Origin of the sequence: Actinoalloteichus fjordicus (genome assembly GCF_001941625.1) — a bacterium.
Lineage (GTDB): Bacteria > Actinomycetota > Actinomycetes > Mycobacteriales > Pseudonocardiaceae > Actinoalloteichus_A > Actinoalloteichus_A fjordicus.
The window spans coordinates 5,439,137-5,463,903 of sequence record NZ_CP016076.1 but is presented as its reverse complement, the minus strand read 5'-3'; the positions used below and the strand labels follow the sequence as shown (position 1 = coordinate 5,463,903).

The 24,767-nt window shown below is 67.3% G+C and carries 23 protein-coding genes; 14 read left to right on the top strand and 9 right to left on the bottom strand.

Going from position 1 to position 24,767, the window contains the following annotated elements:
* Positions 1 to 174 precede the first annotated feature (174 nt).
* Entirely contained in the window at positions 175 to 2,079 is a 1,905-nt protein-coding gene (locus UA74_RS23200) for a rhamnogalacturonan lyase (RefSeq protein WP_157434398.1), read from the bottom strand.
* 467 nt (positions 2,080 to 2,546) lie between these two features.
* Positions 2,547 to 3,377, bottom strand: coding sequence for a hypothetical protein (locus tag UA74_RS23195; protein WP_198042834.1), 831 nt, complete (start codon positions 3,375 to 3,377; stop codon positions 2,547 to 2,549).
* A gap of 9 nt (positions 3,378 to 3,386) precedes the next feature.
* On the opposite strand from UA74_RS23195, the gene UA74_RS23190 reads away from it, so the two are divergent.
* The 8 genes from UA74_RS23190 to cas6e all read left to right on the top strand — a co-directional run bounded on the left by UA74_RS23190 (position 3,387) and on the right by cas6e (position 11,949).
* Entirely contained in the window at positions 3,387 to 3,605 is a 219-nt protein-coding gene (locus tag UA74_RS23190; protein ID WP_075742148.1) for an RNA-binding S4 domain-containing protein, read from the top strand.
* A 408-nt stretch (positions 3,606 to 4,013) separates the two neighbouring features.
* Positions 4,014 to 6,581 (top strand): CRISPR-associated helicase Cas3', encoded by a 2,568-nt coding sequence (cas3, locus tag UA74_RS23185; protein ID WP_198042833.1) that lies wholly within the window; start codon positions 4,014 to 4,016, stop codon positions 6,579 to 6,581.
* Positions 6,568 to 6,981 (top strand): hypothetical protein, encoded by a 414-nt coding sequence (locus UA74_RS23180; RefSeq protein WP_075742147.1) that lies wholly within the window; start codon positions 6,568 to 6,570, stop codon positions 6,979 to 6,981. The genes cas3 and UA74_RS23180 overlap by 14 nt, the downstream gene beginning before the upstream one ends.
* Before the next feature lie 63 nt (positions 6,982 to 7,044).
* Complete coding sequence (gene casA / locus UA74_RS23175; protein WP_075742146.1) at positions 7,045 to 8,673, top strand: type I-E CRISPR-associated protein Cse1/CasA; 1,629 nt, start codon at positions 7,045 to 7,047, stop codon at positions 8,671 to 8,673.
* Entirely contained in the window at positions 8,670 to 9,305 is a 636-nt protein-coding gene (gene casB, locus UA74_RS23170) for a type I-E CRISPR-associated protein Cse2/CasB (protein WP_075742145.1), read from the top strand. Before casA ends, casB begins: the two co-directional genes overlap by 4 nt.
* Positions 9,306 to 10,508 (top strand): type I-E CRISPR-associated protein Cas7/Cse4/CasC, encoded by a 1,203-nt coding sequence (cas7e, locus tag UA74_RS23165; RefSeq protein ID WP_075742144.1) that lies wholly within the window; start codon positions 9,306 to 9,308, stop codon positions 10,506 to 10,508.
* Positions 10,505 to 11,278 (top strand): type I-E CRISPR-associated protein Cas5/CasD, encoded by a 774-nt coding sequence (gene cas5e, locus UA74_RS23160; protein ID WP_075742143.1) that lies wholly within the window; start codon positions 10,505 to 10,507, stop codon positions 11,276 to 11,278. The genes cas7e and cas5e overlap by 4 nt, the downstream gene beginning before the upstream one ends.
* A complete protein-coding gene (gene cas6e, locus UA74_RS23155; protein ID WP_075742142.1) occupies positions 11,269 to 11,949 on the top strand; it encodes a type I-E CRISPR-associated protein Cas6/Cse3/CasE in 681 nt (226 codons plus the stop codon). Before cas5e ends, cas6e begins: the two co-directional genes overlap by 10 nt.
* Before the next feature lie 196 nt (positions 11,950 to 12,145).
* On the opposite strand, the gene UA74_RS33085 is transcribed toward cas6e, so the two are convergent.
* A complete protein-coding gene (locus UA74_RS33085; RefSeq protein WP_198042832.1) occupies positions 12,146 to 12,337 on the bottom strand; it encodes a hypothetical protein in 192 nt (63 codons plus the stop codon).
* Positions 12,338 to 12,469: 132 nt separating this feature from the next.
* On the opposite strand from UA74_RS33085, the gene UA74_RS23150 reads away from it, so the two are divergent.
* Positions 12,470 to 14,422 (top strand): tetratricopeptide repeat protein, encoded by a 1,953-nt coding sequence (locus tag UA74_RS23150; RefSeq protein ID WP_198042831.1) that lies wholly within the window; start codon positions 12,470 to 12,472, stop codon positions 14,420 to 14,422.
* Here the strand turns inward: UA74_RS23150 and UA74_RS23145 are convergent.
* A complete protein-coding gene (locus UA74_RS23145; RefSeq protein ID WP_157434397.1) occupies positions 14,399 to 14,926 on the bottom strand; it encodes a hypothetical protein in 528 nt (175 codons plus the stop codon). The genes UA74_RS23150 and UA74_RS23145 overlap by 24 nt on opposite strands.
* Positions 14,923 to 16,158 (bottom strand): hypothetical protein, encoded by a 1,236-nt coding sequence (locus tag UA74_RS23140; RefSeq protein ID WP_075742139.1) that lies wholly within the window; start codon positions 16,156 to 16,158, stop codon positions 14,923 to 14,925. The genes UA74_RS23145 and UA74_RS23140 overlap by 4 nt, the downstream gene beginning before the upstream one ends.
* A gap of 468 nt (positions 16,159 to 16,626) precedes the next feature.
* On the opposite strand from UA74_RS23140, the gene UA74_RS23135 reads away from it, so the two are divergent.
* Positions 16,627 to 19,575: an AfsR/SARP family transcriptional regulator gene (locus tag UA74_RS23135; protein ID WP_198042830.1), complete on the top strand. Its 2,949-nt coding sequence runs from the start codon at positions 16,627 to 16,629 to the stop codon at positions 19,573 to 19,575.
* A 686-nt stretch (positions 19,576 to 20,261) separates the two neighbouring features.
* Here UA74_RS23135 and UA74_RS23130 read toward each other — a convergent pair.
* Complete coding sequence (locus tag UA74_RS23130) at positions 20,262 to 20,501, bottom strand: hypothetical protein (protein WP_075742137.1); 240 nt, start codon at positions 20,499 to 20,501, stop codon at positions 20,262 to 20,264.
* A 79-nt stretch (positions 20,502 to 20,580) separates the two neighbouring features.
* Between UA74_RS23130 and UA74_RS32355 the strand changes: the two genes are divergently transcribed.
* Positions 20,581 to 20,787, top strand: coding sequence for a hypothetical protein (locus UA74_RS32355; RefSeq protein WP_157434396.1), 207 nt, complete (start codon positions 20,581 to 20,583; stop codon positions 20,785 to 20,787).
* Between the two features lie 329 nt (positions 20,788 to 21,116).
* Here the strand turns inward: UA74_RS32355 and UA74_RS23120 are convergent, their stop codons facing one another.
* Together UA74_RS23120 and UA74_RS32350 are read right to left on the bottom strand one after the other, a co-directional pair.
* Positions 21,117 to 21,347 carry a hypothetical protein gene (locus UA74_RS23120; protein WP_075765477.1) on the bottom strand — a complete coding sequence of 77 codons (231 nt, stop codon included), beginning with the start codon at positions 21,345 to 21,347 and terminating at the stop codon, positions 21,117 to 21,119.
* Positions 21,344 to 21,823 (bottom strand): hypothetical protein, encoded by a 480-nt coding sequence (locus UA74_RS32350; protein WP_157442316.1) that lies wholly within the window; start codon positions 21,821 to 21,823, stop codon positions 21,344 to 21,346. Before UA74_RS32350 ends, UA74_RS23120 begins: the two co-directional genes overlap by 4 nt.
* Positions 21,824 to 22,030: 207 nt before the next feature.
* Here UA74_RS32350 and UA74_RS23115 point away from each other — a divergent pair, with 207 nt between their 5' ends.
* The 3 genes from UA74_RS23115 to UA74_RS23105 are packed head-to-tail and all read left to right on the top strand — an operon-like array spanning position 22,031 to position 23,281.
* Positions 22,031 to 22,879: a helix-turn-helix domain-containing protein gene (locus UA74_RS23115; protein ID WP_075744127.1), complete on the top strand. Its 849-nt coding sequence runs from the start codon at positions 22,031 to 22,033 to the stop codon at positions 22,877 to 22,879.
* Between the two features lie 22 nt (positions 22,880 to 22,901).
* A complete protein-coding gene (locus UA74_RS23110) occupies positions 22,902 to 23,090 on the top strand; it encodes a DUF397 domain-containing protein (protein ID WP_075742134.1) in 189 nt (62 codons plus the stop codon).
* Positions 23,087 to 23,281 carry a DUF397 domain-containing protein gene (locus UA74_RS23105; protein WP_075742133.1) on the top strand — a complete coding sequence of 65 codons (195 nt, stop codon included), beginning with the start codon at positions 23,087 to 23,089 and terminating at the stop codon, positions 23,279 to 23,281. Before UA74_RS23110 ends, UA74_RS23105 begins: the two co-directional genes overlap by 4 nt.
* Before the next feature lie 380 nt (positions 23,282 to 23,661).
* On the opposite strand, the gene UA74_RS23100 is transcribed toward UA74_RS23105, so the two are convergent.
* The gene (locus UA74_RS23100; RefSeq protein WP_075742132.1) at positions 23,662 to 24,720 is read right to left on the bottom strand and encodes a LysR family transcriptional regulator; all 1,059 of its coding nucleotides are present in this window, start codon (positions 24,718 to 24,720) and stop codon (positions 23,662 to 23,664) included.
* Between the last annotated feature and the right edge of the window lie 47 nt (positions 24,721 to 24,767).

The following is a 24,767-nucleotide window of genomic DNA, read 5'->3' as shown; positions in this document are numbered from 1 at the left end:
TGTGTCCGGCCCGACGACCCGGACGACGGTGAGCGCGGCCGACCGGCGACCCGGTCGCCTTCGAGGCGCTGCGCCTCACGGATCGCCGGACGCACAATGGACCTGCGATCGACGTGGATCACCCCAGACGAGGGGGGAGCAGGCCGCCGGCCCGCTCCGCCCCGTCCGACCAGGTCAGCGTGCGTACACCGTCGGCCTCGGCGGGCTGCTCATGCCGTCGCCGATGAAGAAGCTCGGGTGCGGGGGTTGGTTATAGGCGGTGTTCTGCCAGGCGATCGCGACCCGGTACTGGGTGTCGTGCATCAGCGTCGTGATCCGGCGGTCGGTCTGGTGCGGGGTGCTGTAGATCCGCAGCGCCCGATTGTCGGTCGTCGGCCAGATGACCTCCTCGCGCCAGTCGCCGAGTAGATCGCCCGACAGCGCGGGCGTCGACTTGGTCCCGTTGACCGAGGTGACGCCGCTGCCGGTGAGCAGCCTGGTCTCGCCGGAGGTCCCGTATTTGTCGATGCGGGTCCCGTCGAGCAGCTCCCGCACCGGGTCGCCGTCCCACCAGGCCAGGAAGTTGATCGACGAGGGCTTGCGGCCCACGTTCTGACCTTGCGGATTCCGGATCTGGCCGTCGCGCGCCGACCACGACTCCGCGCCGGGGCTGCCCGCCCAGATGTCGCCGGAGACGCCGCGCCCGTTGTCGCCGCCGGACGCCGTGCGCCACAACGTCTGGCCGGTGCGGGCGTCGGCGAGCCAGGAGCCGGGCTGACTCGTTCCCTCGTTGACCTTGAAGTACTCCAGGCCAGGCCTGCTCGGGTCGAGGTCCCCGACATGACCTGCGTCGCCGTGGCCGGTGCCGTTGACCCACAGGCCGCGCCCGTCGTCGTCGACGGCCATCGCGCCGTAGAGGATCTCGTCCCGCCCGTCGCCGTCGACGTCGGCGATGGACAGGCTGTGATTGCCTTGGCCCTCCCACTGCGGGCCGTTGGTGGAGCTGTTGCTGTCGAAGGTCCACCGTCGGGTCAGCGAGCCGTTGCGGAAGTCCCAGGCGACGACGACCGAGCGCGTGTAATAGCCGCGAGCCATGATCAGGCTCGGCCGGGCACCGTCGAGGTAGGCGGTGCCCGCCAGGAATCGGTCGACCCGGTTGCCGTAGTTGTCGCCCCAGCTGCTGACGTTCCCTCTGGCAGGCACATAGTCCACGGTGGACAGGGCTCGCCCCGTGGTGCCCTCGAACATCGTGAGGAACTCCGGGCCCGCCAGCACGTAGCCCGAGGAGTTGCGATGATCGGCACCCGAGTTGCCGATCACGGTGCCCACGCCGTCGCGGGTCCCGTCGGCGGTCTTGGCCGCGACCTCGGCTCGGCCGTCCCCGTCATAGTCGTAGACCTGGAACTGGGTGTAGTGCGCCCCGGCTCGGATGTTGCGCCCGAGGTCGATGCGCCACAGGCGCGTCCCGTTCAGTTCGTAGGCATCGAGGTAGACGTTGCCGGTGGTCCCGGACTGCGAGTTGTCCCTGGCGTTGGTCGGGTCCCACTTCAGCACGATCTCGTACTGTCCGTCGCCGTCCAGGTCACCCACGCTGGCGTCGTTGGCCGCGTAGGTGTAGCCGCTGCCGCCTGCAGGCTGCTGGATCGGCACGTCCAGATAACCAGCGCCGAACTGGAGCGCGGGCGGGGATGCAGGCTGCTCCGAACCGTTGACCACGGCCCGGACCGTGTAGGTGCTGCCCGCCGCCGCACCCGCGTCCAGATAGTTGGTCGAGTTCGTGACGGGGGAGGAGTTGAGCCGGGTGGAGCCTCGATAGACGTTGAAGCCCACCGAGTCCGGATCGGTGGCCAGCCAGCGCCAGCTCACCAGGTTGCCGTTGCCGGAGCGCACGCTCACCACACCCCGGTCGAGCGCCTCCACCTGACGCCCCGCCTGCGACGGCTCGGGATCGGCGGCGGTCGAGGTCTCGGTGATCGTGTCGGACCGGGCGGCGTCCGCCGGGGAGGGCTGATAGGCGTTCGCGGTCGGGGCGGCCAGCGCGACCGAGGCCAGCGCGGCGAGCGCGGGGAGGGCGCTGCGGCGTAATCGTCGTGATCTCACGCAAAGATCTCCTTTGATCTCCAGTGGCTGACGGCGGCTCGTCGCGTGTGGGCAGTGCTGACTGCGTTGACGCAGCAGAAGTCCGCCAGATCGACGCATCACCCGGCTCGGCCTTGCACGCCGCTCCCTGCGCTGTGCTGTCACCTCATGTGCGGTGTCGACCCGAAGAATGATTACCACGACTATTCGGTCGGCGGGATGCGGCGACTGATCTTGGCCGATTCCGGCGATTCCTGTGGCGTCCGATCGGTGTTCGATGCGGTGCGTCAACGCCGTCAGGATCGGCATCGCCGCAGGTGAAGTCGATGGTTCTCGGGTCAGTGTGGCAGACGGTAGGGGGTAGACGTCATGTTTCTTCGTTCGACGGACTCCGCTCTGCTCGAGTCGGTCGTCGAATTCATCGAGCCGAATTCGACGGTCCTGGGCTGATCTGTCGAGCAGGATTCAGCCAAGTGGCGGAATCGAGGTCATCCTGCCGAAGTCGGCCCCGCAGAATCGGGAGAATCGACCGGCTCCGGTCCGCCGCCGGACGTCTTGTCCTCGCCGCGTCTGCGGAAGAAGGCGAAGCCGGGAATGCCGAGCACCGCCTGCCGAACCTCGTCCGCCACGCTCAGCAGTTCGTGGATGTCGGGGCCGACGCGGTCGAGCGTCGAGAGGATCGGCAGAATGTCGGTGAGCAGGTGTTCGGTCAGCGTCGGCAGCTGATCGATGAGTCGTATCGCCGCCTCGACCTCGCGATGCGAGAGCTCCTCGGTGAACTGCGTCGCCATCGGAGCGAGCCGGTGGGCGAGCGGCTGATAGAGCGCCAGGATCTGTTGCGCTCCCTTCGACGCCTGTTCTGCCTCGGTGACCACGGCGGCGGCCACCCCCGCCACCTGCTCCGCGTCGCCGACCGTCCCCGCCGCCCTCGTGACGATGCCGTCGGTTCGGCCCACGAGGGTCTCGGCCTCCGCGACCACGAGGCGGGTCCGCGCCAGCAGGTCGTCGGCGGAGTCCACGACCGTGTCGATCCGCACGACCAGCGACTCGACGGCATCGAGAAGTCGGATCACCCGGCCGGGCAACGCGACGACGGCAGCGGCCGCCTCGACGGCCCAGCCCGCTGTCCTGGTCACCGTCGTACTCAGCCGTTCCGCCATCGCCACCGGATCGAGTCCCCACGACACCATCTGGTCACTGTGCACCCCGCACGCCTGGGAGGCGACCCGATGGCCGGTCGCATCGATGCCGGGGACCACCGGCTGTCGTACTCCGTCGGAGACCCGGCCCCGTCGCTCCGGCCTGGTCGTTCCGGGCATGATGAGCCCATGCGCGACGTGGAGATCCAGGACGACAGCATCCGGCTGGGCCAGTTCCTCAAGCTGGCCGACCTCGCGGCCGACGGCGGCGACGCGCGCGAGCTGCTCGGCGCGGGCGAGGTGACCGTCAACGGCGAGCCGGAGTCCCGGCGCGGCAGACAGCTCGTCCCCGGGGACGTCGTCACGGTCGGCGAGGACGGCGTGCGGGTGTTCGCACCGGGGGCGTGAGGTCCTTCGCGACGGTGGATCGTGGTCCTGGTCGGGTGCACCCGGCCGGCGATCGGGCGCTGAGTTCGCCGTCCGGCCGGTCCGGGTCGTCGGGCCGAGCCGGTGGCGTCTGACGTCAGATCGCCGCGATCCGCCGGTGAGAACGGACCCGAGAACTGCTGCTGATCGACGGCGACTGTGTCCGATGATTCCGAAGTCCGAGGCCAGTTCGGATTCACGCCCTAGATTTCCTGCGGAAAAGGGACTGATCAACCGCTTTTCTGCGGAGGCTCACCGCTGGTGCGACCCTGATTGTGTGAGCAGGCAATAATCTCACTGGTCACTCGGATGGGTGACATTCTCGGTTTTGGATGGAGTTTCTCGAAATCCATCCTCGAACTGTCGGTCCGGCCCTCTAGCTTCCTCGGCGTGATCGATGATCCAGCCGATTCCCTGCCGAGCCGTCTGCTGGTGCGCAATCCCCGGCGCGATCCCGGCCGGGACCGCGACATCCTGCGACTCTGGGCCAAAGCAGGCAAGGAAGCCACGCCCCATCCGCTGATCTGCCACGCGGTTGACACGGCGTCGGTCGCATTTCGGCTGTTCGACCTGTTGCTGGGGCCGACGATCCGTGCGGAGCTGATCACGGCGTTCGGTGATTTCGAAGGCTCCGGTGATCGCGATGAGAACGCCCGGCGCTGGGTTGCCGTCCTCTGCGGACTCCATGACCTGGGCAAGGCCTCACCAGCCTTCCAGGCGTTACGACTGGACCTGGCAGTGCGCCTTCACCAGGACGATCCGGTGACGCGATCCGCGCTTCATCGCGCTGCCGAGAAGTGGCACGGGCGACGAGTGGAGGCGCCGCACGGCTGGCTCACTCAACTCCACCTGAGCCGAGCGCTGACGGCGGCAGGCGCACCGCATTCGGTCGTCGAGGCCGTGGCACACGGGCTGGGGGGACATCACGGCCTCATCCCCGACGGCTCTCGACGGCGGGCGACGGAACACTCGATCCAGGACCACGGTGGAAAGTCGTGGGCGCTCCGAGTCGACGAGCTGGTGGACCGGCTCATCGAGTTGTGTGAGTTGTCGGGATGGGAGTCGCGTCCGTGGCCCTCGGCCCGGATAGGCGTGGCGGGTGCGGTCGGTCTGGCCGGTCTCGCGTCGGTGAGCGACTGGATCGCCTCGGACTCGACGAACTTCGAGTGGGCTGGAACGGGCATCGACCTCGTCGACTATGCGAAGACCGTCGACGGACTCGCGGCCAAGGCGATCGACCGGCTGGACTGGACCTCATGGACTCCGCCTGCGGACACGCGGTTCAGTGCGTTGTTCCCGGGAACGCCCGCCGATCCGACCGTGCCGCGACCTGTGCAGACGGCGGCCGAGGAGCTGCTCGAAGACGTCACCGGTCCCGGTCTGTTCGTCGTCGAGGCGCCCACCGGCGAGGGTAAGACGAAGCTCGCCTTCCAGGTCGCGGCGGGTCTGGTTCGCAGGTTGAGTCTGTCGGGGATGTACATGGGGATGCCGACGCGGGCGACCGGGAACCAGGTCTTCGACGAACTCGACGATCTCATCAGCAGTCATCAGGCGGGCCTGCGTCTGCGGCTACTGCACGGCGCCGCCGAGCAGTACCTGAAGGCACGGGGAAAGCCGGTCGAATCGTCGAGCAGGCAGCCCGTCCGCCCTGCGGGCGTCGGCGAGGATCACCCCGAGGAGGACCTGGCCGAGGTTCGCGACTGGTTCGCGGGCAAACGCGGGATCATCGTGCCCGTCGGCACCGGCACGGTCGACCAGGCACTGATGGCGGCGATCCGTTCCCGGCATGTGTTCGTTCGCCTCGCAGGCCTGTCGAACAAGGTCCTGATCATCGATGAGGTACACGGCTACGACGTCCACACGTCCACGCTGCTCGACCGGCTGCTTCAGTGGGCAGGCAGGCTCGGCGTCCCGGTCATCCTGATGTCCGCCACGCTCCCCTCGGTGCGCAAGGGCGAGCTGATCCGCGCCTGGCGTGCCGGACGGCTGAACCTGCCGATCGAAGCGGTGTCCTCCGTCGAGCCGGGAGCGGCGTACCCGGAGCTGACCTGGGCCGACCACGCCGGGGTTCGGACGTGGAGCGATGCCGACACCGCCGCCTCGCATCGGGTGTCGGAGCTCAACGGCAACCGGATCATCACGGTGGACCTCACCGCGCTCGCCGGGGACGACGTGGCGGCCCGCGCGGAGTGGCTGCTGGACGAGATCGAGAAGGCCGACGGCATCGCGGTGATGCACAACCTGGTGCGCCGCGTGGCGGAGACTCGCGATGCACTGCTGCGGGCATTGCACAGGCGCGGCTCGACCCGGTTCGACATCGACGACCTCATCACGATCACCGGGCGGTTGACCATCGCCGAACGAGCCGAGATCGAAGCCCGACTCAAAGACCGGTTCGGGCGAGGTCGCAGGCCTGCTCGGCCCACGATCGTGATCGGCACCCAGGTTCTCGAGCAGGGCCTGGATCTGTCGTTCGACCTCGTCGTCAGCGATCTGGCACCGATCGACAGTCTCGTCCAGCGAGCAGGACGGATTCGGCGACACGAGGCGCACGGAACCGAACCTCTGCGGGTGCGGCTGGTGATCACGGGCGCGACGGTGGAACCGACCGGAGTGGAGCTCCCTGCCTACACCAGCCTGGTCTACCCGAGGCTTCTCCTGCTGCGTACCTGGCTGCTGCTCGCCGACCGGCCGGACATCCGCTGCCCGGAGGACCTGCGGGAGCTCGTGGACAGGCTCTACGACGACGAGTTCGTCCTGGACGTACCCGAGGGCTGGGCGACGACCTGGCGGGAGGCGGGCGCGGCCGTCGCCAGACGGCGGGCCGACGATCGGCGCCGATCCGAGATTCTCCGGCTGCCCATGCCGCACAACCCGAAGGCATTCCAACGGTTGACCTGGCAGCCGACCGCCGCGAATCAGACCCGCAAGAAGGGACGGCCGGATGACAGCCGTTGATCCGATCGACGACGACCGAGCGGAACCCGCGGAGATCCGGATCGTCGTGCTCCACGGTGTCGCATCGCCATCGGGCGGGACTTCCTCCGGGACCTATGCCGTGCCCCTCGAAGGGGACGAGCCCGTGGACCTGACGCGAACGGGCGAGCTGTCGGCGTCGATGGAGGCAGCACTGTGGAATTCCGTGGTCCGGCTCGTGTCGCCCTTCGAGATCCCGTCGTCGGTGGTCGATGCCCTGCTGGAGCTGTCACCGCCTCCCGCATTCGAGGGCTCCCCTCGGCTCGCCCGGCATCGGGCATTGGTTCTCGGCGCGGAGGGAACCGAGGTCGGCGGCGCCGTCCTGCGGTATCAGCGCGGAGTCGGGCTGGTGGTGCGGCATGACGAGGGCGCGGACCACTGAGCAGGTCGGCACCGTCGGCGTCTCCAGCCGACGTGTGGCACGAGAAGAAGCGAAGGAATTGGATTGGTCTTCGATCTGATCAGCGAGAAGTGGCTGCCGGTCGTGACGACCAGCGGCCAGACCGACGAGATCGGTCTGGCGACCCTGTTCTCCTCGGCAGGGGAGCTGCGGCGACTGGTCGGCCAGACACCGACGATGACCGCTGCGTTGCACCGCATGGTGCTCGCATTGGCGCACCGCGCGCTCGGGCCTGCCACCGAGGATGACTGGGCCGTGCTCTGGCGGCGGGGCGACTTGTGGACCGACGATGTTCGGCGGTATCTACGGGACGACCGAGAGCGTTTCGATCTCTTCCACCCGGACCGGCCCTTTCTGCAATGTCGGAGCCTGGCGACCCGGGAGCCGTCGGGCATCGCCAGGCTGGTCCCGTTCCGGGCCAGCGGAAGCAACGCGACCCTCTTCGATCACACCACCGCCGGGGATCGACTGCGGCTGACCCCCGCCGAGGCAGCGCGATGGCTGGTGACCTTGCAGTGCTATGACCCCGGCGGGCTGAAGACGGCTGCCTTCGCCGGTGCGGCGAGGGCCTCGGAACGTGCGCCTGCCAACAACTTCGGCTGTGTCCTGGTCGAGGGCGCGACCCTGAAGGAGACGGTGCTGCTCAATCTCCTCTGCTACGACCCCCTGGCAGGCGAACCGCCCCTGACCTACGCCGACGACTGTCCGAACTGGGAGGACCCCGGCTCGGCGCAGCCGAGGCCGGACGAACGCCACCCACGGGGCTGGACCGACGTCCTCACATGGCCTGCCAGGCGCGTGCTTCTGAGTACCGGTGACAGTGCCGAGACGCCGATGGTCGACGGTGTCGTGATCACGCCGGGGACGCGGCTCCGATCCGCTTCTGCGGATCAGCAGGACGAGCGAATGGCCGCGTTCCGGCGGCCGATCATGCGCGGCACCAAGCGAGGGCGGTTCGAGCTTCGGCCGGTCAAGCTGGAGGAACAGCGGGGCGTCTGGCGACATGCGGAGGAACTGCTGTTGCCCAGTGACCAGCGAAGCAGCATCGACCAGAGTGATCGGCGGCGGCCTGCGGCCCTCGATGCCATCGCCGATCGCACCGATTCCGGTCTTCTGCCTGATGACGCCGTGTACACGCTGCGGGTCTACGGCCAACAGCTCGACAGCAAGGCCGCCGTGGTGCAGTTCTGGCAGGAGGAGTCGGTGCCTGCCCCGGTCGCGCTGCTGCGGGCCGGTGTCGGGAGCGCCCGGATGGGCGACGTGATCGGCTACTCCTGTCGGCTCGCCGACGATGTGGGCTTCCTGTTGCGGCGTCTGGACAAGGGCTACCGCGAGGAGTTCAAGGCGACGCCGCCACCGGAACTAGAGCTGTCCTACTGGCCGCACCTCACCGGCCCGTTCCACACGTTCATCGTCGCGTTGGGCAAGGCAGTGGCCTTCGTGACGGGCGAACGGGAGCACACCGCCGTGGAGGCCTGGCGTGGTGCGGTTGCTCAGATCGCCCACGCGGCGGCCGATCGGTGGGTGTACGGCGCCGCTCGGCTCGGCGCTCGAGAGTTGTCGATGGCGGGAAAGCATGACGGCACCTTCCGCCACAAGCTCGACGAGCGGCTCGCGCTCCATCGCATCGAGGTGAGCCGGTTTCTGCGCCCGGAAGATGGAGAGATGATGTGACGACGGAATCGATCGCCGTACGGCCGCCCCGGAATCGGGATGTGTTCGTGGCCTCGTTGTATCGGCTGCACTCCGGGCTGAACTCGACCAATGCGCACCGGGTCGCGGATGCGCGCAGGGTGTTGGCAGCGCTCCGGCGAAGCCTGGTGAGTCCACATCAGGCGTCGGCCGCCTATGACCTGGTGTTCGGCGCCGAGCCTGCGCCGGGGGAACAGGATGCCTGGCTGTTGACGGCAGGTCTGTTCGGCATCCACCCGCAGGCGCGGGCATCAGGTCGCACTCTCGGTATCGCCATGCGAGACCTCAAGGGTGATGGCCAAGGCATGATCGATCGACGGTTCGAGCAGTTGCTCGCGGTCGATCGTCGGAACCTTCCCCACTATCTGCGGCAGGCCGTTCGACTGTTGAAGAGCAAGCAGATCGCGCTCGACTACGGGCGATTGTTGGACGACGTCGCCGTCCTGCTTGATGCAGGGGCCGCCGAGGAACAGAAGCGGCGCGTCCGTCTCGCCTGGGCGAGGGACTTCCACAAGCCACGCCACGCAGCGGTCGTGCCTGCGACAGGTGATGACTCCGCAGACGACTCCGAGGAATCAGCGCACGTGAACAACACGAACGACACGGAGAACTGAATGATCATCGAGCTGCACCTGCTCCAGTCGTTCCCGGTGAGCAATCTCAACCGGGACGACGTCGGCCAGCCCAAGACAGCCACTTTCGGCGGTGCCGTGCGCGGCCGGATCTCCAGCCAGTGTCTCAAGCGCTCTGCCCGCCAACTCTTCACGCTGCACGGCCTGAGCGAGGACGAGACCGGGGTGCGTACCAAACGGCTGCTGCATCAGGCTGCCGTGATCCTCGCCGATAAGGGGCTGGGCGAGGAGGAGCACACTCGGCTCGTCGTCGAGGAGGGCTTGGCCGAGCTGGGCTTCCACGTCGATCGCAACACTCGGCTCACCGAGTATCTGCTGTTCGTCGGTCGGGGCGCGACCACCTTCCTGGTCGACTACTGCATCGCGAAGTGGACCGACCTCTCCGCCAGGGCGGCCAAGAAGCTCGCCGCCGCCGCGAAGGCCGCCGAGAAGAAGGACGGTGCGAAGGCATCGGCCAAGGCGAGCGAGAAGGCAGCGAAGTCGAAGCCTTCGAAGGAGGTCCTGGCCGAGGCGGCACGAATCCTGGACGCGCGGCGTGTCGCCGACGTCGCACTCTTCGGGCGCATGATCGCCGACAACAAGGGCTTCAACGTCGATGCAGCCTCGCAGGTGGCGCACGCCATCTCCACCCACGCGGTGGCCACCGAGTTCGACTACTACACGGCCGTCGACGATGCCAAGCCGGACGACGCCTCGGGTGCGGACATGATCGGCACCGTCGATTTCAACTCCGCCTGCTACTACCGCTACGCCAACGTCGATCTCCACCAGCTCGACAGGAACCTCGACGGCGTCGAAGACCTGGTCGCGCGGACCGCGAAGGCCTGGCTGTACTCCTTCGTGCATGCCCGTCCCAGTGGGAAGCAGAACTCGATGGCGGCGCTGACCATGCCGCACACCCTCCTCGGCGTGGTGCGGGACAACGGGTCCTGGAATCTGGCGAACGCCTTCCTCAAGCCGGTCGACAGCCTCGACGTCATGGCCGACTCGACGGACCGGATGACACAGCACTTCGACTCGCTGCGGCGGTTCTACGGCAGCGCCGGAATCCGGTCCGTCACCGCGGCCGCCGTCGCGGGCACCCTCACCCACGTCGACCAGGAAGACGTCGTGTCCAGTCTCGACGACTTCGCAGGTCGCGTCCTCGCGTCGGCGAGCGTCGGCACCGGGGTCTCGGTGCCGTGAGTCTGTCGCTCGCCCTGTGTTTCGACGCGCCGATGCAGTCGTGGGGTGCCCGGTCCCAGCACATCCATCGGGATACCGCTCGGGAGCCGACGAAGTCCGGCGTCGTCGGTGTCCTCGCCGCAGCCATGGGTGTTCCTCGGGAGGACACCGAGAAGATCACCGCGCTCGCCGAGCTGAGTCTCGGCGTCCGCGTCGACCGGGAAGGTCTCGTGGAGCGTGACTTCCACACCGCGCAGAACGTGCCCAACACCGAGGGCCTCGGACATCGCACCGTGATCAGTCACCGCTACTACCTCTCGGACGCGGTCTTCCTCGTCGTGCTCGAAGCCGAGGGGGCCGACCAGGAGGCGCTGCTGCGGCGGGCGGAGGCAGGCCTGCGGGCACCGGCGTGGCCCCTGTACTTCGGCCGGAAGGCATTCGTGCCCGCACGGCCGCTGCTGCACGCGTCGGAGCCTGCGGACCGACGGGACCACCCCTCCGGATGGGGCCTGTCCGACCTGCCGCTCCGCACCGTCCTCATGACGCACCCCTGGCTGGAGGCCGATGACAGTCCACATCGGCTCGACGGTCGACCCCGTGGCGAGGATGCGCCCCGCCCACTCCGCGCCGTCATCGACTGCGACGCCACCGACGAGCGAGCCGAGATTCGATCCGACCATCCGCTGTCCTTCGCGCGAGGCGATCGACGCTTCGCCAGCCGATCATTCAAGACCCTCGACATCCCGCTCACCCCAGCCATGATCTCGCCGGGAGACCGCTCGTGTTCCTGAGCCGACTCACCGTCGACGTGACCTCGCGGAACTTCCGCCTGGACTACGCCGACGTCCATCAGATGCACCGCACCGTGATGTCGGCCTTCCCCGACCTCGACGCGAAGCGGACCGCGCGGGCACACTGCGGGGCGCTGTGGCGGCTCGACGAGCACGAGCGCGGCTTCGTCCTGCTCGTGCAGAGCAGGCTGGAGCCGAAATGGGCGGCGCTGCCCGCCGGTTACCTCACCGCTCCGCCGGACGTCCGCTCGCTCGATCCGTTCCTGCGGCTGATCGCCCCGGGGCGCAAGATCAGTTTTCGGCTGGTCGCCAATCCGACGCGAGCGATTCATCCCCCCGGCTCCGTACCGGGGACTCGGGGGCGCGGCAGGCCCGTGCCGCAGCGGCTGCCCGCCAAGCAGGTGGAGTGGCTGGCGCGGAAGGGCGAGCAGCACGGCTTCGTGCTCCCGGTGGGCCGCGACGGCCAGGCGGACGTCGCGCCCGCGCCCCGGCCGGGCCTGCGCGGTCGATCGGACGGCAACACGATCACCATCGAGCCCGTTCGCTTCGACGGGCACCTCGTTCCGACCGATGTCGAGGCATTGCGTGCCGCGGTGCTCGCCGGGATCGGGCGGGCCAAGGCCTACGGGTGCGGGCTGATCAGCCTCGGTCCCGCACGTGAGGCGGGGTGAGCCGAGGTACTCCGCCGGTGCCGTCGGGCGACACGTTCCGGCGGCACCGCTCGGTTTCGCGTCGACCATGATTACCACCGTGCTTGGCAATGTCGAATCGTCGTCGAAGACGCCCATTTGTTTTCCGGAGAACTCAATCGCATCGACGGTTCCCCCGCGTGTATCAACGACATCGTGGATTTCATCACTATGATCGTCAGCGCAGCCACGGTCGGGTGATGGGTGGCTGCGGCACGGTGGGCAGGCGGGTTCCGCCGGGCCCACGGGTGGTGGTTGGGGGGTCATGGAGGAGGATTCCGAGCAGCAGAGCATCGGCGTGGCGAATGCCCTCTCCGGCGCCGTCTTCGGCACCGCAGTGCAGGCCGGGCCGATACACGGCGGAATTCATCTGCACACCGCTGAAAGGCCGAATCGAGTCGCGATTCCCCGGCAGATGCCGTTCGGGTCGAGCCGCTTCACGGGTCGGGCCGAGGAACTTCGGCTGCTCGACAGAATGCGATCCGACAGTAGCAGTCGATCATTGACCGTCGTGTCCGGCCTGGGCGGCGTCGGGAAGACGACGCTGGCCGCCCAATGGCTGCAGCGCATCACCGAGGAGACACCGGACGGGCAGCTCTACGCCGACCTCGGCGGCTTCGGCGTCGACGCGGTCCTGCCCGAGCGGGTTCTCGCCGCCTTTCTGCGGGCACTGGGAGCCTCCGACCAGCAGATCCCGGACGAACTGCCCGAGCGAACGGCGTTGTTCCGGACGATGACCGCGGACAAGGCCGTGGCGGTGCTGCTCGACAACGCGGGCACCGCCGCACAGGTCCGGCCACTGCTTCCGACGTCCGCCCAGTCCATCGTGGTCGTCACCAGCAGGGTCCGGCTCATCGGACTGGGGATGGACGGCGCCCGGTTCCTCGCGCTGTCCCCGTTGGACGAGGAGAGCGCGGTCGAGCTGCTGGCCAGCTTCGTCGGCTCGGAACGGGCGGCGGCGGAGCGGGACTCCACGTCTCGACTGGCTCGGCAGTGCGGCTGTCTTCCGGTGGCCTTGTCGGTCGCGGGCGCCCAACTGGCCGCCCGGCCGAGGCTGCGGATCAGTCGCGTGGTGACCAACCTCGACGACCAGGAGAGTCGGTTGACGCGGCTGTCCGCCGAGGCGGTGTCGGTGGAGAGCATCTTCGATCTGTCCTATGGCGGTCTTCCGTCCGATGCCGCGCGGTTGTATCGCAGGCTGGGGTGGCATCCCGGTCGCGAGTTCGGCCTCGCCGCCGCGGCCGCTGCGGCGGGGGAGTCCGAGGACGAGACGGACGAACTGCTGGAGACGCTCCTGGAGTCGAATCTGCTGGAGGAACGTGCCGAAGGCAGGCTCCGCTTCCACGACCTGCTGCGGCTGCATGCGCGCTCGCGGTGTGCTGTCGACGAGGGTGCCGACGCGGCGCGGGCCGTCGTCGAGCACTATCTGCGCGCGGCGGTGCGGGCCGACCTGGTCCTGATGCCGCTGCGTCCGGCGGAGGGCCCGATGTTCGATGCCGTGCGTCCGGAGCCCGCCGCGTTCGCCTCCCCGACGGAGGCGCTCGCCTGGCTGCTCGTGGAGCACGACAACCTGACCTCGGCGCTGCGCCAGGCGATCGAGCGGGGCTGGGACGACCTGGCCTGGCAGTTCAGCCAGGCCATGTGGGGGCTGTATCTCAACACCCGGCGATTCCGCGAGTGGATCGACAACCACCGACAGGGGGTTGCGGCCGCCCGGCGGCTCGGCGATCCGCTCGTCGAGGCGCGGCTGCTCGTTCAGCTGACGGTCGCGTTGTCTCGCGCGGGCCGGTTCGACGAGGTCGTCGAGGAGGCTCGACGTGCGCTCCGGCTGGCCGAGGAACTCGACGCGCCGACCATTCAGTCCACGGCGCTGGCTCACCTCGGCGAGGCAGCCCGACGGCGACACGACGGCGAGGAGGCACTGCGGCTGCTGCGGCGGGCGCTGTCGATCGAGGAGCAGGCGGAGTCGGGAACCGAACGCGGGGCGGCCTTGCGTCGTCGACTGCTGGGCCGGGTGCTTCTCGACCTCGGCCGCTATGACGAGGCGATCACCGAACTGACCAAGGCGAAACTCGTGCTGATCGGCTTGTCCGACGTCCCGAATGCCACGCGGGCCGCCGTGGTTCTCGGTGATGCCCACGCCAGGGCTGGTGACTTCGAGGCCGCTCAGGCCGAACTGACCGCCGCGTTGGCGGCCGTCGACCAGACCAGTTCGGTGTTCGTCCGCGCCGAGGTGCATCGGGGCCTGGGGGAACTCCACCACCGTCGTGATGAGTTCCCCCAGGCCCGTGTGCATCTTCAGCGTGCCCTGGTGTTGCTCGGGGAGGAGAACCCCGAGGACGCCGCCGCAGTGCGCGAGCGGCTGTCCGCCATCGCCGCCGAGGCGGCCTTCGCCACCGGGTCCCCCGATGGCGAAGGCGCGCTTCCTGGTTCAGGACCCGAGCTCGGCACGTAATCGCACCGGTTCGCCCTGCTCGTTCCTGCGGACCACCAGCCGCGCCGAGGCGAGTGCACTCAGCGGATGCTCGGCGAGCAACCACGGATAGCCGATGGCCGCCCACGGCCGAGGCGTGGACGAACCGATGTCGGCCGACACCACGACCCGCTGCCGATCGCGGGCCGTGAGCTGGACCCGCCGCCCATCGAGCGAGACGACGACGAGCGCTGCCGCGCTGCTCGCGAGCAGTTCCTCCGCCAGCTCCGGCGATGTCGACTCCTGGCCGGAATTCGCGACGAGGACGTCTGCCAGCTGCCGTCCCCGTGCGGTCAGGTGGTCGAGGTCACCGACGACGAACCGGCCTCGGGTACGCGGCGGGACACCGGCCGTTCCGGGGATGCTGCACCCAACGAGGTGGATGCCAGGTTCGTCGGGGTCGTCGGCTCGCACCGGCCAGGCCGACACCGAGGCATGCGGCGGTCTCGACGGGCGAGTCGCCGGGTGATCCGGTAGTCCGGTCATCGCGGAATGCTCCCATCCTGCGGCAGCGGATCGGGTAGGGGCACCGGCGAGACGGGGACACCCCTGACGGGCTCGTCGAGGCCCAGCAGCCGGTACATCATCTGACGCAGGATGCCGCCTGCCTGGTCGGGGCGTGAGGTCACCTGAGCCGCGAGGCTGCCCGCCTGTCCCGCCGGATGTGTTCGGATCGCCTGCTCTACCTGGTCGCGAATCGGGCCGTCGAGCCGCAGTCGCCCGGCTCGTCTCGCGACGGACGCGGCGAGGCCGTCGGGCCTGAGCTGAAACTCCGGGCAGGCCGCGAGCAGCACTGGTCGATCAAGGGCGGCCCCGTAGACGGTCACCGAGCCGTGATCGCCGATCACACAGTCCGCCGCGATCAACGCCGCGTGCCACCCGCGCTCCGGCGGCAGCAGCACGAGCCCCGCGTCCAGCGCGTCACCGAGCCAGGCCCGCACCTGACTGCGGCCGTGCTGCGTCCAGGTGTTCGGATGCAGCACACCCACCACGAGGAATTCGTCGCGGGGCAGCCCGGCGGCCACCCGATGAAACAACTCGGCATGTTCGCCGAATCCGGACTGCTCGGTCCAGGTCGAGCTGACGACCACGAGCGTGCGACCGTCCTGTGCACCGAACGCCCGCCGGTACTCCTCGCGGAACGGCAGCGAGGCCCGCAGCCGGTCGAAGCACAGATCGCCTGCGACCACCGCCGTGGGCAGCGCCTCGGGGCAGGCCTCGGCCAAGGCGTCGAGTTCGTCGTCATGGGTGAGGGCGAGTCCGGCCTGGAGCAGTCTGCCGTTGTAGGTCAGATACTGGCGGGACAGCCCGTGTTCCGGATGGTAGCCCCGGCCGGGATCGGCCGGACGCAGTCGGGACTTCAGCAGGCTCGCGCCGTGCGGCAGTGCCAAGACGGGTCCCTTGACGTGTTCCAGATCCTCTCGGGTCGCCGCGAGGACCAGATCGAACCGGGTCTGCGTCGCCTGCTGCCACGGCAGCCGCACGAAGCCCTGCGCGTCGGCGAAATCCCTGGCACCCGGCCAGACCTGACTGTCGCCCGAGGCGGTCATGAACAGTTGAATCCGGTGATCGGTCTCCAGCAGCGGCAGGACGTCCAGCAGCCGGACACCCGCGACCAGCGTCGGGACCAGCACCAGGACCTGCTTGCAGCCGCTGCGGGTCAGCCACCGTTCGCCACCGAGGCTGACCGGCCCGCGAATCCACGCTTCTCCGAACATGATGATTCCCTTTCCTCCCCGACCGGCGCGTAACGCTCGGGTTCTCCGAGCCGACACACCCCGCATCCGGTCGACACCAGGTTCGGAGCCGATGTGGACACGCCGGGGGCACGGCGGGGGACGGTCGAGGGGACACAGCGGGGACAGGCCGGGGACACGGCTGGTCCGGCCCGGTGCGGAAGATCTTGAAAATCTCGGCAGGCCGGCTTGACAGGGTGGCGCGAGGGACGGCCTGTTCGCCGGTGCCCGATATCCAGCGACCACGTGAGTCTCTGCGGCGGTGGCCGTTCGCCCCGCGGGTCCCCAGACAGATTCGGCGGATCGACTGCACCTATCGAGGGAACGCCCTCCGCCGCTCGGGGTAATTCGGGCCGTTCGACCGAACCACTTCGGGTGAAGGTCTCGATTGTGATCCGTGTCTCGATGAGACTGGTGGCGAATCCGGTGCCAGCGGGAGGGCGGGGCTGGGTGACAGTCGAATTCAAGATCTTGGGGAAGACACGAGCGGTCGTCGACGGTTCTCCGGTGCTCTTGCCCAGGGCCAAAGTGCGGGCGATCCTGGGTCTGCTGATGTTGCATCCGAACACAAACGTCAGCAGGTCGAAAATCATCAGAAACGTGTGGAGGCCAGCGGAGTTGGGCAAGGCCGCAGCACACCCTGGTGGGCGAGAAGCTGGCCTCCGGAATCTCGTCGAGACGCATATCAAGAAGGCTCGGGGAGGATTGCGCGGGCAGCAGGCGGAGATCAAATCCGCTTCGGACGGCTATCAACTGCTGATCGACAAGAAGCTGATCGACTTCCATCGATTCCGCGCGGAGGTCGAGACGGCCAGAACCCGTGCATCGGCCGGTGAACACGCTATGGCACGTGGGCTTCTCGCGGATTGCGTCGAGCTGTGGAACGACCAGTTGCTGGAGGATCTGAACGGTGCGGAGGCAGAACGTACCCGGTCTCTGATGATTGCCGATCACTTCGTGCCTGCCTGCCTCGCTCTACTGGACAGTCGACTCGCCCTCGACGAGCACCAGGAGGCGTTCGGGCTGCTGAACAGGCTGGTGGACGAGCACCCGAAGAACCAGCAGGTGGCGATGCGCCGCCTGACCGTGCTCGCGGCGGTCGGCCGAGTCGACGAGGCGAAGGAGCACTACGAGCACTTGGTCAGGGTGCTCGTGCAGGAAGGAGTTCCTGTCCTGGCAGAGCTGCGGGGGTTGTACGGCCGGCTGAAATCTGGCGGGTTGAACCGGGCGGCCGTACCAGGAGAAGCGGGACGCACGCCGCCTCCATCGGCGCAGGACCTCACTCGCCCTTCGATACAGCAGTGGCCGCCGAACCTCCTGGTGGGACGAGAGCGGCTGCTGAAGCGGCTCGACTCGCTGTTCCCCGTGACGGATCGCCCGCAATCGGGTGTGGTCGTGCTCCACGGGGTGGGAGGGGTGGGTAAGACCGCACTGGCTCTCACCTGGGTCGCTCGGATGGTGGCGCGAGGCCGTTTCGCCGATGGTCAGCTCTTCGCCGACCTGACCGGTTACAGCCCTCTCGGGAAGAAGGAACCTGCGGAGGTGTTGCGCCGGTTCCTGCTTGACTTCGGGATCGAGCCGGACCGCATTCCGACGACCCTCGACCGGTCCGTCGTCCGCCTGCGAGAGTTGACCGTCGGACGCACGGTGGTCGTCGTCTTGGACAACGCGCTGGACGAGGAGCATGTCCGGCCGCTGCTCGCCGCGTTGTCCGGCTGCCTCGTCCTGATCACCAGCCGCAATCGGTTCGAGAATCTCATGGTGCACGGTGGCGCCGATGACGTCGAGGTTCCGCAGCTCGACCAGGAGGAGGCCGAGCGGCTGCTGCGGCGAGTGATCTCGGAGAGCCGGCCGGCGCTGGACAAGGACGGGCTTGCCCTGCTGATCGAACGAGGTAAGGGCATCCCGTTGGCGCTGCGAGTCATCGGAGCCAGGGTGAAGAAACAGAGCCGGGTACCGCTTGCCGTCATCGCCCGCGAGATGCGGGGAAACCAGTTGCTCGATGTGGGCGACAAGACCTCCCTGGCGGCGGTGTTCTCCTACTCATACATCGCGCTGGCCGAGGAGTCTCGCCGGGCATTCCGGCTGCTTGGCGGCCACCCCGGTGCCAGCTTCGGCGTCGGGGTGGCCGCAGCCGTGGTCGATCTGACGGCAGCCGAGGTGCGTCGCCACCTCGACGTCCTGGTGAGTGGTCATCTCCTCAGTCAGGGTGCCGACGATCGCTACGAGTTTCATGATCTGATCCGTGAGTATGCGATCAGTCGACTGGAACGAGATTCCCTCGCTCCTGAGCGCGGTTCCTCGTTACGAAGGATGTTGGACTGGTATCTCCTGACTGCGCGGAATGCGTACCGACACATTCATCCAGAGGAGGACCCGCCGCCTCCGCCGCCTGCATGTACCTACGTTGTTCCATCCGAGCTTGATGGAGTAGATCAGTCATTGTCCTGGTTCTCTCAGGAGTGGGAGAACCTGTCAGGCGCGGTCGGCCTGGCTCATCGAGAGCGGTTGAATGGTCACGCTTGGCGGATAGTGGCGACATTTGAAGATGTTTTGTATCGATTCGGTAGGGCGGCTGAACTGATTCCGGTGCTCAAGATCGGCATAGCTGCCGCCCGCGAAGTGCGGGAGATCGAGCCTGAGGCCGAGGCTGGACTGTTGAATAATCTGGCCTTCACGTACATGAACGAGCGTCGGTATGACGAAGCATTGGTCACATATCGTTCTTCTTATGTGCTTGCCGTAGAGCGTGGGGACCGGGTGAACCAAGCTCTGGTTCTGGGCAACATGGCATACTTCGAATTTCGACTCGACCACCCAGACCGTGCGGTTTCCTTGGCCGAGGAGTCGGTGGCGATCTATCGCTCGCTGGGAGTGGGGCCGAAGATCGGCAACGCACTCGTCGTACTCGGCGTCGCTCGCCGAGCGGCTGGTGACTTCCTGGGCGCTGCCCGGGCCTTCAATGAGGCAGCGAGGGCAGGCCGCAAGGCCCAGAGCTTGAAGATCCAAGGCGATGCACTCGCCGAGCTGGGGGCTCTTTATTATCACGTCGGCGATCTCGACGAAGCCATTCAGGCAGCACTTTCTGCAATTCCACTACTTGAGAAAGCAAAGCTTGACCACCGCTGCGGATACGCACACCTTGTCGTTGGGCGGTGCCATTATGCTCGACTGGAGGTCGACGAGGCGATCCGACATTACGGCGCAGCAGTGCTGTTGTATCGCCGCCGGCCTGATCGGGTCGCAAGCGCCGAGGCGTTGACGTTCCTCGCGCAGGCGTTGGCAGCGGCGGGTCGGAACTCTGAGGCGGAACATAGTCTGGTACTTGCCTCGGAGGTCCTGGATGGCCGGGACGAAGCGCTCGATACGCAGATCAACACACAGTTCTCGCTCCTCTAGGCCCGGGGTGCGCCGTATCGCGTTCGCCGCCGAGGAACTGCCGCACTAGCCCAAGCAGCTCCATATCACTCGTTCGGGTCGACTTTCGCCCATCGGATTGACGAGGCTTCGCGCTCGCGGTAACGGGCGCCGCCAGCTTGCTCGTACGGGCCACTCGTCCGTACTGATATCGGGCACTATAGAATGATCAACAGCGCGATCGTCGATCGCTCTTAGTGGCCAGAGTCTGGGGAGAAGGGTATTGGCTAGAGCCCCGTAACGAGATCAAGGACCCGAATATGCCTCACCCCGAATGGGGCGCGAGCGGGGTCATGGGAGTATTTTTCCTGACCGCGTGGCTGATCTTAGTTCACTTCCCGCTGTAGCGCTGTGGGGAGGAGAAACAACCCTGACGCCGCCTAAACGCCAGGGTTACTTCTCCTCCCCGATCCCTTGCGGGCGGGTCGGACTATGGGGCAAGAGTGGTCAGTGGCTTGCCCGGCCGATTTTCATTCTGGTCAGTGGATCAAGATCTGGCTAGGTCCGATCGGTCGAGTTCGGACCGCAGATGTCCGAGCTGACTGGTTACTGACGGTAATCATTTTTTGATGTGCGGGATGCAGAGTGCGTGAACTGCATATGTTGATGTTTCTGTTGCTTCAGTGCTGATTTTACTTTGTTCTGCCCGTGCAGTCAGGGCCGATGTTTCAGTCCAAGCTGTAGGCCCTACTTCTGTCAGCCCACAGTTGGTGCCCGTCCATCACGAGCCTGCGAAGTGCCTCCGAGTAGCTGAGGTCCTCGGCCTCGGCGCGGTCGGCGATGGTGGCGACCGTGGTGGGGTGCAGCAAGAGAGCTCGGGGTTGTGCCTCCGTCTCGGGGTCTCGGAGCGGGATGCAGTCGCCCGTGCCGGTGCTCGGTCGGCTGTCGACGCTGTCGAGTGCGCTCATCGTGTCCTCCTGATCGGGTTGCGTGGGCTCGTAGTCCTCTGTGGACGTCGGGGCCGAGCGTCGTGGTCTCACGAGGCGAGTGATCCGAACTGCGCCGGGCAACTCACGGGGTGATCCGGACCTGGCGCTCGCGGCAGCTGGGGTGGGCACACCGGAGTCGGCGCAGCCGCGTGTGGCCGATGGTCTCGGCGTCGACGACCTGCCAGGCGTGCCGGTGATCGGGTTCTCTCGCGTCATCGTGGAGCTGCGGAAGCAGCGAGGTCTCGTCGTCGCGGTGGTCCATTAGGCGCGATGCCTGGCCGGTGTCACCCCGATCGCCGGCCGGGCGGGTGACAGGGCCGGTGCGGTGTGAGAAGGGAGCGGGCCATCGAGGATTCCTTTCCTGGCAGGGAAGGAGAAGGACGGGCTGGGTGCCGGGTGCTCCGCCGGAGTCGGGGCGCGTCGGAGCACCCGGCGGTCGGTGGGCGCGGTGTGCTCAGCGCGGCAGCCAGAGCCGCGAGCGCAGGAGACGCGGTGCGCCGGGTCGGTCGGGATCGGGGAGTTCGCGGAGCGCGTCGACGCAGTCGGTGAGCCGGCCCTCGTGTTTCCGGAGAAACCCGCCGCGCTCTCCGTCGATCATGCGGACGGCTGCGGCCGATCCCTGGTGGTGACGTACAGGGCGTCGAGATGACCTCTCGGCCGTCGGAACCCGACCAGCGCGGTGAGTTCGCCGTCCTCGTCCCGATCAGTCGTCCAACTCCAGCCCGCGCGCCGCAACGCCAGCAGCCCGGCGAGTTCGGGATAGCGCCGCAGCGCCTCGGCCTCGGTGATCAGGGCAGGCCGCTCGCCTGCGGACGCCGTTGTCATGCCGCCTCCCGAAATCCGGCCACGGGCAGCGATCCGGCGAAGGCGAACACATAGCCGGTGGGTTCCGGCCGGGGCCGGTACATCGGCGCTGCCGACGGCGAGGGGTGCCGATGTCGGCAGCGCGCCGTGGTTGTTGCGCGGCGGCCCGGCGTCGTGCCGCGTGCCTCGCGGCCGACCGTGGCTTGCCCCGCCGCTTGGGACGTCGCCGCCACCCGGCGAGTACCTGTGTCATGGGTGACGGGGTGGTGCGTGGCGGTGGGGATTGGAGTGCGAGGGAGTGCGATCCACACCGCCGGAAGGCCGCCCGAGTGGGGGAGGACGGCCTGGCTTCGACGAAGTTCCTCCGCTGCGCAACGAGCCAGGATCGCCGCGACGGAGTTCGGCGACGAGGCGTCGTCCGGTTGCGACCGTGCACAACGGACCAACGCCAGGCCGGAGAGCAGCAGTAGCCCGCTCGCGTAGATACCTGGGTGCATCGGGACCTCCTCGGTGAGGGGACCCGCCCCGCGCCTATGCAGGCGAGCGAGCGGCGCGGAGCGGGCGGTGTCGGCAGGAAGCTGCCAACGAAGGAATGTTATCGAGGAATGTTCCTGAGATACATGACTCGTCTGGGTGATCTGTCTCGTCAGCAGGTTGAGTCGCGCGCAAGACTGTCCCGGAAGATCTACGTCGAGGGGGTATCGATGTCTCAGAAGCCTGGACGCACGGTGCAACGACGCCTGCTGGGTGGCGAGTTGCGACGGCTACGTGAGTCTGCGGGGCTCACGATCGAGGAGGTGGCCAGCTTCGTCCGGATGAGCACCTCGGTCATCTCGAAGATCGAGAACGGCAAGCAGGCCATCCTGCCGCGTAACGTCACACTGCTGGCGCTCTGCTACAAGCTGGATGAGGAACTGTCGTCGTCACTGATTCGGCGAGCCGAGGAGATGGAGAAACCGCCGGGCCTTTCGCGTGCCCTCGCTGACACCGTGCCTGGCTGGTTTGATCGGTATGCCGATCTTGAAGGCGACGCCAGCGCGATCACCAGCTACGACTCTGAACTGATCCCAGGGCTGTTGCAGACGGCCGACTACATCACGGCGATCACCCGCGCCTCACGGCCGAATGTGTCCGATGAGGAGGTCTCCCGAGCGGTTGAAAGTCGACAGCAGCGCCAACGCCGAATCCTGGTCCCAGGAGGCCCCGCGCTCCGAGTGATCATCAATGAGGCTGCCTTGCTGCGGTTGGTCGGCGACAGCGGTGTCATGCGGCGTCAAGTTCAACATCTGAGCACCTGCGCTGAGCAGGCTGACATCCGCATCCTGCCCTTGAGCGTCGGGGCTCACCCAGCCATGGGCATGACCTTCCTGCGGCTTGCCTTCACCGACTCCGATCTTGACTTCGTCTACCTGGAAGCCGATTGCGGAGCCTTCTACCTCGAGGATGCCAATGACGTCGTCCGCTACGACGCTCTGCTTGAGCGCGTCAGCGACATCGCGTTGACCAGGGAAGACAGTGCTTCTTGGCTCGCTACAGTGGTCAGGCAGGAGTGAAGGCGAGCGAAGGAGCATCAAGATGACCACTCTCCAACCATCGGGTTGGCGTAAGTCCTCGCGAAGCAACGGCCAGGGCGGAGCGTGCGTCGAGGTCGGGTCTGCGCCGGGCACGGTGGGTATTCGGGATTCGAAGAATCCCACGGGTGGGACGTTAGTCGTGGATCGCGCGGTGTTCACTGTGTTCCTCGCGGCGATCAGAGATCGATGACGGGGGGTCATGCAGTGGATCTTCCCCAGTGGCGCAAGAGCCGACGGAGCGGGAACAAGAACGCCTGCATCGAGGTCGGTTCCGCCCCTGGTGTGGTGGGCATCCGGGACTCGAAGAACCGGGACGGTGGGATGCTGGTGGTGGATCGTGCGGTGTTCGGCGCGTTCCTCACGGCAGTGAAGAGCCGCTGAGCCCTGGGCAGCCGGCGTCCGTGGCGCGTCAGCGAAGGGGCGCCGGCTGCTCGGCGCACTGCCTCAGCGTCCCAGATGGACGAACCGGTGTTGCCAGGTCAGTTCGATGTAGGTGTCGCGACAGTGATTCTCTGCGGAGCGCTCCTCGTGTCTCGGTGGTAACGGATGTCAGCGTTGGGGCGCGCGCCCCGTCGTGATCTTGCGGTTCCTTCCCAGGGGTGAGTCGACCGCTGGTCAACTCGATGTCGAGTCGCGGCAGATTCGTTGCGCCGACTACCGGGGGTCACGGTTTGCCAGGACAGCCGTAGACGTCCATCTTGGCTAGGCGGTAGCGGCTCAAGGTCGTCGGTCGAGAGCTGCCGTTGGGACATGGCGACCTGTCAACCCGGTAGGGCCGGGGGGATGACTCGGGTCGGAGTTGCTTCGGCGAAAGCGTTCCACAGCAGGTTGAGCGGGTGGTCGTAGGCGTATCGCTCCCGTTCGCCTTTCCGAGCGAAGATGCCGGTGACGATCTCTAGCCGAGGGGTGTAGTCATCGGCGAGCTTGATCTTACGAAGACCTTGGCCGGGTAGGCTGCCATCGAGTGCCGCCGCCGCGACGCGTTCGGTGGTGAGCAAGCAGCCGTGCAGTAGGTCGCTAGTGAGAAGGTTGAGTCCGTAGTTGAGAGAGTCGATGTCGGCGATGACGTCGAGCACGCCGCGGTAGTCGGGGCCGTACCAGCGGCTGAGGAACTGGGCGAGCAGACCGGAGGTCGGGGCGAGTAGCGGCAGACCGGGCAGTCGGTTGGCGGTAACCGGGTTGTCGGGAAGTTCGCGTGCGCTGAGATTGGTCAGTAGAGCGACGCCTTCGCGATGCCATTCCAGGAAGTCGTAGTCCAGTGTGGGTGGTCGGCCAGGTTCGGCGGCGAAGCTGCCGCATACCAGATCGACCTTCTTGCCGTCGAGCTTGCGCCATAGGTCTCGGGTGCGGACATGCTCGATCTTGAGGTGCACGTCGCGGCGCTCGAAGTCCTCGCGCATTGCGTGCCACACGACGCCGAGGAACTGCACGGTGAACTCGGTGGTGCCGAAGGTGACCGTGGAGCCGAGCCGACGTCGACTGCTGTGCAGGCTGTCGGTGACCGCCAGCAAGGTTTGCTTAGCAAGGGCGACGACCTCTTCGCCGGACGGGGTGAACAGGAAGTCTTTACTGCGGCCTTGTTTGACCACGAGCGCCTCGCCCACCAGGCGGGTAGCGGTCTTGTTTAGGCTGTCGAGTTGTTTCTGCACGCTGGACTGCTCCCGCCCCAGCACGCGGGCGGCGCGCTGCGCCGTGCCGGTGGTGCGTACGACGGCGAGGGTTCGCAGTTGATCGAGGCTGACGTCGAGCATTTCAGGCGGACAGCCTAGAAGCGTGGTCAGCACGTCCGCTGCGTCGGCGTCATCGTTGATGTCCGGCACCGCTCCTCCTAGCTTTCGGCCTAGGACGCCAACTGCGACATGGGAAT